Source organism: Streptomyces sp. NBC_01013, assembly GCF_045162765.1.
Lineage (GTDB): Bacteria > Actinomycetota > Actinomycetes > Streptomycetales > Streptomycetaceae > Streptomyces.
The window spans coordinates 7,335,235-7,347,098 of record NZ_CP108687.1 but is presented as its reverse complement, the minus strand read 5'-3'; the positions used below and the strand labels follow the sequence as shown (position 1 = coordinate 7,347,098).

Below are 11,864 nucleotides of genomic sequence, written 5' to 3'. Positions count from 1 at the left end.
GAAAGGCGCATCCGAACGCGGACACTACTGTCGCCAAGCCATGATGGCCCTCAATTGCGGTTCGGAGAATTCCCCGCTTTATGGGACACCGAAGACGGAAGGTGCCGCACCCCCTCACGCGAGGGAGCGGACATCATTCCTCAAGCGAATTGTCAGGCCGACCGTTCCAGCGTGTAGTGGCGACGGAGTTCCTCGACGTACGGGAGAACGGCCGGGTCCTCGGCGCTGCGCGCAAGATCGGTCATGGTGTTCCAGACGAAACCCTCGCCCCCGTCGCACCGGAAGTGCTTTTTGATCACGATGCTGAAGATTTCGTTGACCGTCTCCAGCGTCAGCACATCGGCGAGCCGCATCAGGCGGCCGTGGTCGGCTTCGGTGAGCGGGGGTCGCTTCACCGTCCGGTCGGCCGGAATGCCGGCGTCCGGGCCAGCGCCCTCGACCGAGATCAGCGGCTTCGCGGACGGCACGTCCACGAAGTCGAACATCAGGTGCACCCGCTCCTGCGAGGAGAGCACCGCGACCGAGTGGATCTCCGAGGCATCGAGGAACCACACCTCGCCTTTGCGCATGCGGAAGACGGTGTCGCCCTCGTTGAAGAAGCAGTCCTCGTTGGTGGCGAGGGGGATGTGCATCCGGTGGGCGTTACGGGTCTCGTCGGCGAGGTCGCCGAGCTCCAGCAGGTCCCGGTGCGGGATGATCACACTGTTCTGCACCTTGGCCAGGCGTACGAAGTTCAGCCGGTCCAGGTCGGCGACCTCCGAGATCAACTCCCGCAGATAGGGCAGCTGATCGGCGAACTCGGAGAAGGCGGCGGGACGCTCGTGATCGTAATGGGTGACCACGCCGTCGCCGGCGCTCCCGCCCCGGGCCCACAGCATGCAGCTCTTCCACGCGCCGCCGAAAACATAATCGCTGTACGCCTCGGACCAGGGAATGGAATCGCTCGTCGCGAGATCCTTCGCCAGGCGGGCGTCGTCGAGATCGGTGTCCCCTACATAATGGGTTCGCATCGGATCAGGCAACCCTTCTCAGTCGAAACAGAAGTTCTCCTGGGACGGTAGGCAGGTTTTCCTCCGGGGCGGAGTCACGTGATTCGGTGACGATCCAGATCCTCGGCGATCTTTTCCAGGACTTCCACCCGCCCCTGGAAGGGTTCGTCCGGTCGCGGCCATTGCACGACAAGGTCCGTTATTCCAGCCTCGGAGAATTTACCCGCCGCATCGAAGAACGCCGCCGGCGATTCGAGGAGGCCGCCGACGGTGGGTCCGGTGACCAGCAGCCGGGACACGGTGGCCGGGTCGCGGCCGATCTCCACGCAGGCCTTCTCCAGCGCCTCCACCTGCCGGCGCAGGACGGGGAGGGCCTCCTCGTACGGGGCACTCGCGAACTGGTTGGGCTCGCCCGTGGTGACCCAGTACGACGCGTGCCGGGCCACCAGGCGCATGCCGCGGGGCCCGGACGCCGCGATCGCGAACGGGACGCGGGGCTGCTGCCGGCACAGAGGATAGGAGTGCACCTCGTCCGCCACGTAGTAGCGGCCGTCGAACGTGGTCACCGGCTGCGTCAGCAGTTTGTCGGTGAGATCGACGTACTCGGCGAACCGCTCGGTCCGCTCGCGCCGGGTCCACGGGTTCCGGCGGGTCATGGTCGAATCGAAGCCCGCCGCTCCGGCGCCGAGACCGAGGATGAGACGGCCGGCCGAGATGTCATCGATGGCGGTGACGTCCTTGGCCAGGTACACCGGATGCCTCAGGTTGGGTGAGGCGACCAGCACACCGAGCCCGATCCGCTCGGTCTCCACCGCCGCCGCGGTCAGCGTGGGCACCTGGGTGAACCACTCCTTGGCGCGAAACGCCCGCCAGTTGAGGTGGTCGTAGGTCCAGGCGTGGTCGAATCCCATCTGCTCGGCCTGGCGCCACTTCAGACGCGCCGTCTGCCACCGGTCCTCCGGGACGATCATGATGCCGAATCTCATGTGTCTTCCTCCCCCGGCCGACCGGGATCGATGTTGAAGTTGTAGCGGAACAGGTTCTGCGGGTCGACCCGCCGTTTGAGCGCGACCAGACGCCGCCACCGCTCGCCGTAGGCCGCGCGTACGCCGTCGCTTCCCTCGTCGTTGAGGAAGTTGACGTACTGCCCGACCGAGCGCGGCGCCATCGCCTCGCTGAAGTCCCGGACCCAGCTGACGTGGCGCTCGCGGTCGCCCCGGCCCGGCTCCCACGCGCCGAACATGTTGATGTTGTGACCGGCGTGCCGGGGGCCGAAGGCGGTGTCCGCGGCGGGCACCCGCCCGATCGCTCCGCCGAGGTGATAGATCGGCACGGCTGCCAGCGGCGAGGTGATCCGTGACGCGTGCTCGACGACGGTCGCGATGACCTGGTCGCTCAGCTCCCCGAAGTCCACCGACCGCCAGTAGTACTCCTTGCCGGGCGGGGAGGTGCGGTCGACCATCTGCTGCAGTTCGACGTACGGCATCGGGCCGACCGTGTCGAGCAGCGGGCGTCCGAACTCACGCAGCGGGCGCAGGAACTCCACCCCCTCCTCGTGGTCGCCGGACCAGCACACGTTGACGGCCACGATCGGCGAGCCGTGCAGCCGTTCGGGAACGGCTGCCACCGGCGGGCACAACCGGAGGTTGAGGATCGTCCCCAGCTCGTCCGGAGCGTCCGCGATCAGGTCGCGGTAGCGGGCCAGGAACGCCGGTGCGACGTCCAGCGGATAAATGATCATCCCGGCCAGGACGGTCGGTCCGATCTCGTGCAGCCGGAAGCCGAACCGCACGACGGTCCCGAAGTTGCCGCCCCCACCGCGCAGGCCCCACAACAGCTCCGGGTCCGTGGTGGCGTCCACCCGAAGGCGCCTGCCCTCCGCGGTCACCAGATCGGCTTCCACCAGGTTGTCCACGGTGAGCCCGCAGCGGCGCATGAGGTGACCGATGCCGCCACCCAGGGCGAGGCCGCCGACGCCGGTCTCGCTGACGATGCCGCCGGTCGTCGCCAGCCCGTGCACCTGGCTGCTCCGGTCGACGTCCTGCCAGAGCGCTCCGCCCTGCACATGGGCCAGCCGGTGTTCCGGGTCGGTCTCGACCGCACGCATCCGCGACAGGTCGACGACGAGGCCGCCGTCGCAGACCCCTTGGCCGGCCACGCTGTGCCCGCCGCCGCGGACCGCGATGGGCAGTCCGCGTTGGGAGGCGAAGGTGACGGCGGCCGTCACGTCCCCCACGTCCGCGCAGCGGGCGATCAGCAGGGGATGCCGGTCGATGTCTCCGTTCCAGACCTTGCGGGCGTCGTCGTATCGCGGATCGGCGGCGGTGATGAGATCGCCGCGCAGCGCGTCGGCGAGCTTCTCCGCGTCGCCGCTCGTCAGGGTGTCCAAAGCCGTCGTCCTCCGGTCCTAGGTCCTGTCTGGAGTTCCGCGTCGTCCGCGCGGAGCGCGGGCGCAGCGGCGGTCGGGCGTGCGATCGGTGTGCGTGGTCGAGCGTGCGTGCCGGGCGCCGGGGCGCAGACGCGGGACTTCGGACAGGACCTGAGCGCCCGGGGCAGCCCTCAGTCGTGCGGTGCCGGGATTCTCGTCCTGCGGATCGTCGCGGCCACCTCGCGCAGCGTGCCGTGCAGCAGCTGGGTCACGTCGGGTTCGGCCCGCAGGGCCGTCTTGCACTCGTCGAGCAGCCGGAAGGTGAGCAACGAGTGGCCTCCGAGCTGAACGAACGTGTCCAGCACGCTGATCGGGGACCGCCCGAGGACCCGGCGGTAGATGTCGATCAGGGCCGCTTCCAGTTCGTCGGCGGGCGGCTCGACGTTGCGTTCCCGCTCGGCGAGCTCCTGCCAGATCTTGATCAGCTCGCCCTGATCGATCTTGCCGTTCACCGTCGCCGGGAAGTAGTCGACCGGCACCACCCGGTCCGGCCGCATCTGGGCGGGCAGGACCCCGGCCGCGTGTTCCAGGATCGCCGCCGGGTCCAGGTCGGCGACGGAGCCCTGGCCGGCCGGTACGACGAAGGCGAGCAGGCGGAGCGGCTGTCCGTGGGCGATCACCACGCAGTCGCCGATCGCGGGGTGTGCGGCCAGCACGGACTCGACCTCCCCCGGCTCGATCCGCAGTCCACGGATCTTCACCTGCCGGTCGATCCGGCCGAGGTGCTCCAGCGCGCCGTCCGGACGGTAGCGGCAGAGATCACCGGTGCGGTACATCCGCGATCCCGGCGGTCCCCAGGGGTCCGCGACGAACCGTTCGGCGGTCTGGGCGGGCTGCCGCCAGTACCCGTCGGCCAGGCCGACCTGCCCGCTGATGTACGCCTCACCGGGTGTGCCGATCGGTACGAGGTCGAGGTTGGCGTCCAGCACGGTGATCCGGAAGTTGTCCGCGGGACGCCCCACCGGGACGGTCCCGCCGGCCGAGCCCGGTTCGATGACGTTGTCGGTGACCGGACCGGCCTCGGTCGGGCCGAAGGCGTTGACCAGCTTGCTGCCGGGCAGAGCGGCGGTGAACACCTCGGGGATCCGCGGGCTCATCGGCTCGCCCCCGCACACCACCCACTTCAGGGCATCGGAAGGGGCCTGGGACAGTTCCTCCAGGAAGGCCGTCAACATGGTCGGCACCAGGAAGATCAGCGATACGTCGTGGTCCCGGGTGAGCCGGGCCAGATGCCGGGGATCCCGCTCGCCGCCGGGCCGGCAGATCATCAGCCGGGCACCGTGGTAAAGCGGCCAGAAGAGCTCCCAGATCGAGATGTCGAATCCCGGCGAGGCCTTGAACAGTGCCGTCCCGCCGGGGCGGAACGGGTACTGCCGCTGCATCCAGAAGATGTTGGCCAGGGTGCCCGCGGTCCGGGAGACCACGCCCTTGGGCCGGCCCGTGGTGCCCGAGGTGTAGAGGATGTGGACCAGCCCCGGGCCCCCTTCGACGACGGGGTTGGTCGCCGGCAGGCCTTCTCCGGCCTGTCCGGCGCCGACCTCGTGGATCTCCCACGCGCCGTCGGGCAGGTGCTCGCGGCAGACCCGGTCGGTCAGCACCAGCCCGGGCGCCGAGTCCGCCAGGATCAGGGCGATCCGCTGATTCGGCAGGTCGGCGTCGAGGGGAACGTAGGTGGCGCCGGTCTTGATCGCGGCGTAGATCGCGACGATCTGCTGGATGCCGCGCTGCAGGCAGATCCCGATCCGGGTGCCGGGCCCGGCGCCGAGCCCGCGCAGGTGATGGGCCAGGCGGTTGGCGCGCTCGTTCAGCGCCCGGTAGGTGACGGTGTTGCCGTCCTCGTCCTGCAGGGCGACCGCGTCCGGGGTGCGTTCCGCCTGCTCCTCGAACGGCTCCGCCATCGTGCGGAACCGGATCTCCGGGTCATGGTGCGGGTTGAGGCCGTGCCGGAGCAGCTCGCGTTCCTCGGCACCGACCAGCGGGTGGCTGAGCATCGGTGCGTCCGGTTCGTTGGTCAGGCCGGTGAGCAACTGCAGGAACGAGTGCGCCCAGGCCCGTGTCGAGGGGACGTCGGACGCGTCGGTCATGGACTCGACGTACAGGTTCCCGCCGGCCCTGGTGATCAACATCGTCACCGCGACCGGGGCGTCGTCGGGTTCCGCCGGGGTGACGGCCTCCGACTGGGCGGCCTGCCGCAGTGCGTCGCGGAAGCTCATCGCCGGGTCCGGCGCGTCGGGCCGCGGCAGGATGGCCTCGAACTCCTGCCGGGTGACCCGGACACGGCAGCCCGTGCCGGGGCGCGGCAACCGTTCGGCTAGTACGCCTATGCAGACCGACAGGGCGACGAAGTCGTCGACCCCGGCTGCCGCGGCGAGGGAGCGCAGGGCGCGCGTCACGGCGTCCGGGACGATGACCGGCCCGATGCAGTCCGTCTTGGACAGCATCCCGCTCACGGCGCGGTCCCTTCCAGGAGGACGCAGCCGTAGAACCCCGGCGCCAAGGACTGCGCCAGATAGGTCTGCCCGCTGCGGATGCCGACTCGCTCGTGATAGTCGGCCAGATTGATCATCCAGTCGGCGTTGCCGCAGTGGCCGTAGGCGGCGAGCGTGCCGGCGAAGTGCAGCCGGTCCGGCGGCAGGCCGACCGAGGCCGCGTTGAACAAGGTCAGCGGCTTGTACAGGTTGGCCGCGAACACCTTGGAGACCTGCCCCAGCTCCCGCCCGCCGGCGCGCAGGACCGCGGAGAGCGTACGGTCGGCGACGGTCTTGCGGGAGGCGAACGAGTCGCGGCCGCGCAGCCCCTCCGGGTCCGCCTTGACGGCGGACGAGGCCAGCCGCACCAGTCCGGGATCGTGCCGGGTCAGCATGCAGCTGACCGCCGCGTCGCCGAACACGGCGTAGGGCTGAATCCGTTTGGGGTCGTCCGGCACGAAGTCCAGAGCGACCATGACCACATGCGTCACGTCCGGATCGGCGAACAGGTCCCGGCCGTGCCGCAGAGCGGTCAGCGAACTGCAGCACCGCTGGAAGGACACGAGGTGCGGGACACAGTCGTCCAGTCCCAGGGCGATCAGCACCCGCTCCGCGAAGTCGGACGGCAACAGGGCGAGAGTCGGGTCGCTGGTCGCGATGACGAGATGGCTGACGTCCGCGGCACCGGCGCCGGAAGCCTCCAGGGTCCGGCGCACGGCGTCCACGACGTACTCCTGCACCGGCCCGGTCATCTTCCGGTAGGTGCTGCAGCCCATGTCGGCGAAGTCCGTACCGAACGACGCGGTCTGCCAGAGGTCATCGAAATCCGGAATGTTCTCCGGCTTGTTCTCCAGGTCTCCGAAGGCGGACGCGAACGAGCCGATGCCGACATTTTCGAGATCCGAGATCATGGTTCCTTCGATCGGCCGAGCGGATGGGGGATGCCGGCGCCGGGCTCTTCACCACGGGCGTCAGGCCCGGTCCGGCACCACCGCGCTCGCGTCGATCTCGCGGAGCACGGCGAGGATGCCGTCGATGTCGCCCAGCCGGGAAACCCATTCCGGGCGCATGGTCACGGTGTTGTCCGTGTACTCGTCGATGTAGTTCACGAGCACCAGGACCATGTTGAGCGAGCTGATTCCCAGTTCCTCACGCGTCTTCGCCCGAGCCACTTGCTCGTACGTGATGGCGCTGGTCGGCGGCTGCTTGGCGAGGAAGTCGGCGAACTTGCGCCGGTAGTCGTCGGTGGTCATCAGTCGACCTTCGGGAACGGGAAGCCGTTCAGGTTCTCGGCGTGGATGCGGTTGTGACCCCACCGGTCCTCGCCGGACACCAGAACGCTGCCGTGGTAGTCGAGGCTGATCGCGTCACCGAATCCGCTGAGGCTGTCGATGTTCTCGTACACCCGGACGGATGGTGAGACGTACCGGGTGGCGAGCCCGAGCCTCTTGCCGTTGCTGACGTTAGGCAGCGAACCGTGGATGCACTTGGCCAGGAAGATGACGAACTGCCCCGGCTTCATCGGCATTTCGACGATCTGGCCGGCGTCCGGGTCCCAGTCCTTGTCGAGCTTCAGCTCCGAGTAGTCGTATCCGAAGAAGTCGTGGGACTTGCTCTCCACGTTCCGCGACATCGGCTTGGTTTCGTCGTAGTACCACTTCTTGTGACTGCCCGGGATGAAGCGGAGGCAGCCGTGCTCCTCGTCCGCCTCGGAGAACGCCGTCCACACGGTCAGTTCCTGCGTGGCCGCGGTGCTCTCCTCGGTGTACCGCAGCGAGGGATAGGCGACCGTCTCCGACTCGAAGACGGTGAAGGCCTCGACCTGGTGCCATCCGGTTCCCGCCTCGCCCGGCTGCTTCTCGAAGATGTTCGTCTTCCAGCAGATGATGTCGTCGCCCATCAGGCTGCGCAGCTTGTGCACGACCGAGGGGTGGGCGATGTGCCGGGAGAGGGTGTCGCAGTCCAGATGACGGTCGTAGTTGATGACGGTCGAGTCATGCGGCTTGTTGCGGGACGTGACCATCTCGATCATGGCCTGGCTCCAGTGGAGCTGTGCCTCGTCCTCGGAGTAGAGGTCGAACGGTCCGAGGAAGCCGTTCTCCTGGAAGGACTTCACCTGCTCTGCCGTCAAGCCCTGGTCTGTCGTACCGCTCATGCTTTCAGCCACCTTTTCTTCCTTTCGCCGACAGTGCCTGCCTGTCTGAGCCACCTGAAATGAGGGAGGAATGCGGGCCGATCAGACCCACCGTATGCGGGGCCCGGTCCAGCCGTCTTGTCACCGGAACGGGGGTCCAGGACGGCCGGCCCGATGGGGGGCCGCCGCCCCCGCCGATGCCGACGAAGACGCCAACGCGTCCCCGTAGCAAGGGAGTCGAGGTCCACGATCAAGGGGAAGCCTCCACGGTGGCCTGCCGCCAGCTGTGGTACAGCCCGGCGTACACGCCGTCCACGAGGAGCAGGTCCTGGTGGCTGCCGCGCTCCACCAGCCGGCCGTCCTCCAGCACCATCACCTCGTCGGCCCGCTCGGCGACGGCCAGCCGGTGCGCGACGGTCACGGAGGTGCGACCCGCGGTCAGCCGGCGCAGCGCCTCGATGAGCGTCAGCTCGATCTCGGGGTCCACCGCCGAGGTGGCCTCGTCGAGGATCAGGCAGGCCGGGTCGGCCACGTGCGCGCGAGCCAGTGCGACCAGCTGCCGCTCCCCCGCGGACAGGCTCTCACCGCGCTGTCCCACCGGGGTGTCCAGGCCGTGCGGCAGGCCGGCGAGGAACGCCTCAGCGCCCAGTTCGCGGAAGGCGTGCTCGATCTCGGCGCGGGTGGCGGAGGGGCGGCCGTAGCGGACGTTCTCCTCCACCGTGGTGTCGAAGAGGAACGGCTCCTGCGGCACGACCACCAGGCGCGAGCGCAGCGACTCGGTCGCGATCTCGCGGACGTCCACGCCACCTATCAGAATGCGGCCGCGGTCCGGGTCGGCCATCCGCGCGATCAGCTTGGTCAGCGTCGTCTTGCCGGACCCGGTGGCGCCGACCAGCACCACCTGGCGGCCCGGGGGCACCTCGAACGACACGTCGTCCAGCGTCACGCCGGCGCCCGGGTAGCCGAAGACCACGTTCTCCACGACCACACCGGGCGGGTCGGGCGGCAGCCGCCGGCCATCGGCCGGCTCGGCGATGTCCTCGTCGATGTCGAGCAGGGCCAGCACGCGGCGCCACCCCGCGACCGCGCTCTGGGTGAAGTCGATGACCTGGGTGAACTCCGTGATGGGCGCCAGGAACAGGGTCACCAGCAGGATGAACGCGACCAGTTCGCCGGCGCTGTTCCCGGTCGACGGGCCGATCGCCAGTCCCACCGCGACGACGCCCACCACGATGACCACGGCGAACAGGTCGGCGAGGGAGAACAGCAGTCCGCCCAGGTAACCGGCCCGGATCTTCGAGTCCCGCCACCGGTGGATGGTGCCCGTGGTCCGCCGCAGACTCGGCTCCACGACGCCGTAGGCACGGATGACGGGGGCACCCTGGATCGTCTCCGAGATCACCGTCAGCAGCTCGGCGACGCGGACCCGGACCGCGGTGTGCGCGGGGCCGAGGCGGCCGACCACCACCCGGACCAGTAGCAGCAGCGGCACGGTCAGCACGACCGTGACCAGCGTCAGCCAGACGTCGTAGTAGGCCATGCCGGCGAGGGCGGCCAGCATGATGGCACCGTTCACCAGCCAGGCGATACCGCCCCACTGCAGGAACATGCTGAGGGTCTCGACATCGGAGGTCACCCGGGACACCAGCTTCCCCCGCGTCTCGGCCGAGTGGTACGCCACGCTCAGCCGGTGCACATGGGTGAAGGCGCGGACCCGCAGGTCGCACAGCGCCCGCTCGCTGGCGATCGCGAGACGCGCCAGGCTGGCCCAGTTGACCACCGCGGTGATCACCACCACCAGAGCGGCCACCGCGCTGAGCCCCAGCAGCCGGCCGCTGCTGATGTGACCGGTACTGAGCCCGCGGTCGATGACCTGCTGGATCAGCACCGGCACGGCGAGCCGCCCGACCCCCCCGAGCAGGGCGAGAACAACCGTCAGCGCCAGGCCCTCACGGATGGCGGGGATGGCCGCCAGACCGCGTCGGATCACGGCGGTCGTCGACCCGGTGACGCTCTCGGGGTCAGCCGGCTCGATCGTGGTCATGCCTGCACCCTCTCTCGCTCGTAGGCCCGGATCAGCCGGTCGTAGCCGTCGATCCGCAACAGGTCCCCGTGGGCCCCGGCGCCGGCCACCCTCCCCTTGTCGAGGTAGACGACGGTGTCGGCGAGCGCCAGTGTCGCGGCGCTGGTGGTCACGACGATCGTCGTGGTGGACGTCAGGCCGGTCGTGAGGCCGCTCATGATCTCCTGCCGGGTGGTGGCGTCGACGGCGGAGGTCGCCTCGTCCAGCAGCAGCAGCCGCGGCCTGTGGGCCAGCGCCCGGGCGAGCGCTATGCGTTGCCGTTCGCCGCCCGAGAGCGTGACCCCTCGCTCGCCGACCGGTGTGTCCGGCCCGTTCGGCTGGCCGTCCACCAGTGCTCTCGCCCGGGCCAGACGAAGCGCCTCGTCCAGCCGTGTATCGGCCCCGGCCTCCGCAGCACGGTCGAAGTCGAGCAGTACGTTCTCGGCGAGCGATCCGGCGAAGAGGAACGGCTCCTGGAAGGCGGCCGCAATGGCCGTCACCCGCTCGTCCGGGCTGATCCGGCTCAGGTCGGCCCCGTTCAGCAGCACCGTGCCGTCGGTCAGCGGCAGCAGGCCGGCCAACGCCAGGAGAAGCGTGGTCTTGCCCGACCCGGTGCCGCCGGTGATCGCGACGGTGGAGCCGGCCGGCACGTGGAAGCTCACTCCGCAGAGCACGGCCGCGCCGCCCGGATAGGTGAAGGAGAGGTCCTGGACCGATACGTCGAGCGGGCCGTCCGGCAGCGGCTGCGGATCCGGCACGGCCGGCGGCAGCGGCTCGCCGAGCACCGTCCGGACCCGGGCGTACCCGGCCAGCATCCGCGGCACATCGCCGAGTACGTTGCCGATGGTGCGCACCGGGACCACGAGCATGGCGAACACGTTGACGAAGCTGACCAGGGCGCCGACGGTGATCTCCCCGCTGTTCACCCGCAGCGCGCCGACGACCACGATGCCCAGCGAGGTGGCCGTCGGGATCGACTCGATCAGCGAGTCCAACAGCCAGTCGCGGATGGCCAGTTTGATCTTCGCGTCCCGCAGTCCGGCTGCCTCGGCGGCGAAGCGGTCGCGCTCGACGCGGTCCCGGCCGAGCATCTTCACCAGGGCCGCGCCGTCGAAGCTCTCGTGTGCGACCTCGGTCACCCGTCCCAGGCGTTCCTGGACCGCCTGGGCGGGCACCTCGACCTGTTTCTGGTAGACCCAGTTGACCAGCAGCAACGCCGGGATCATCGTGCCGCCGACCAGAGCCAGCACCGGGTCGACCATCACCACCCAACCGACGGTGACCACGAACAGCACGAACATGCCGAGGACGTCCGGCAGCCGGGCCGGCAGCTCCGCGGCCGCCTCCGCGTCGGTCGTGACGTGCGCCAGCTTCTGGCCGGTCGGGTGGGCCTGGTGGTACGTCATCGGCAGCCGGTGAAACCGGTGGACGACGGCGGTCCGCAGGGTGGCGTCGAACCGGGCCCTGGTCACCACGAGAGTCCACCGCCGGATCAGTCCCGCGGCGCCCTGCACCACGCCGATGGCGGCCACCGCCAGCAGCACGGCGACGATCGTGCCGTTGGCGATCCGGCCGTCCTCGAACCGGGGTATCACCACGCGGTTGCACAACTCGCCGAGCGCCACCGACCATGCGACCAGACTCGTGCCGTACAGCAGCGAGCCGACAAGGCCCCAGATGATCGGGCCGGGGTGGGCGCGGAAGGCATCGAGCAGCAACGCCCGTGATCGCTCAATCTTGTTGAACCGCCCGGTCGTCGTCTGTTCTGCCATCGCGCCTTCCC

At 69.5% G+C, this 11,864-nt stretch carries 9 protein-coding genes; all 9 read right to left on the bottom strand.

The features are described 5' to 3' along the window. Positions 1 to 152 precede the first annotated feature (152 nt). Positions 153 to 1,010 carry an aspartyl/asparaginyl beta-hydroxylase domain-containing protein gene (locus OG538_RS32105; RefSeq protein WP_406098972.1) on the bottom strand — a complete coding sequence of 286 codons (858 nt, stop codon included), beginning with the start codon at positions 1,008 to 1,010 and terminating at the stop codon, positions 153 to 155. Positions 1,011 to 1,084: 74 nt separating this feature from the next. Next, positions 1,085 to 1,975 (bottom strand): LLM class flavin-dependent oxidoreductase, encoded by an 891-nt coding sequence (locus tag OG538_RS32100; protein ID WP_406098971.1) that lies wholly within the window; start codon positions 1,973 to 1,975, stop codon positions 1,085 to 1,087. Continuing rightward, on the bottom strand, positions 1,972 to 3,378 hold the full coding sequence (locus OG538_RS32095) for an FAD-binding oxidoreductase (RefSeq protein WP_406098970.1): 1,407 nt from the start codon (positions 3,376 to 3,378) through the stop codon (positions 1,972 to 1,974). Before OG538_RS32095 ends, OG538_RS32100 begins: the two co-directional genes overlap by 4 nt. A gap of 170 nt (positions 3,379 to 3,548) precedes the next feature. Continuing rightward, positions 3,549 to 5,858, bottom strand: a complete 2,310-nt coding sequence (locus OG538_RS32090; RefSeq protein WP_406100390.1) for a non-ribosomal peptide synthetase — start codon at positions 5,856 to 5,858, stop codon at positions 3,549 to 3,551. Positions 5,859 to 5,863: 5 nt separating this feature from the next. Continuing rightward, positions 5,864 to 6,796, bottom strand: coding sequence for a hypothetical protein (locus OG538_RS32085; protein ID WP_406098969.1), 933 nt, complete (start codon positions 6,794 to 6,796; stop codon positions 5,864 to 5,866). A 60-nt stretch (positions 6,797 to 6,856) separates the two neighbouring features. Further along, positions 6,857 to 7,138 (bottom strand): hypothetical protein, encoded by a 282-nt coding sequence (locus OG538_RS32080; RefSeq protein ID WP_406098968.1) that lies wholly within the window; start codon positions 7,136 to 7,138, stop codon positions 6,857 to 6,859. Continuing rightward, positions 7,138 to 8,040, bottom strand: a complete 903-nt coding sequence (locus tag OG538_RS32075) for a chlorinating enzyme (RefSeq protein WP_406098967.1) — start codon at positions 8,038 to 8,040, stop codon at positions 7,138 to 7,140. Before OG538_RS32075 ends, OG538_RS32080 begins: the two co-directional genes overlap by 1 nt. Positions 8,041 to 8,269: 229 nt before the next feature. Beyond that, on the bottom strand, positions 8,270 to 10,063 hold the full coding sequence (locus OG538_RS32070) for an ABC transporter ATP-binding protein (protein WP_406098965.1): 1,794 nt from the start codon (positions 10,061 to 10,063) through the stop codon (positions 8,270 to 8,272). After that, positions 10,060 to 11,853 (bottom strand): ABC transporter ATP-binding protein, encoded by a 1,794-nt coding sequence (locus tag OG538_RS32065; protein WP_406098963.1) that lies wholly within the window; start codon positions 11,851 to 11,853, stop codon positions 10,060 to 10,062. The genes OG538_RS32070 and OG538_RS32065 overlap by 4 nt, the downstream gene beginning before the upstream one ends. Positions 11,854 to 11,864 lie beyond the last annotated feature (11 nt).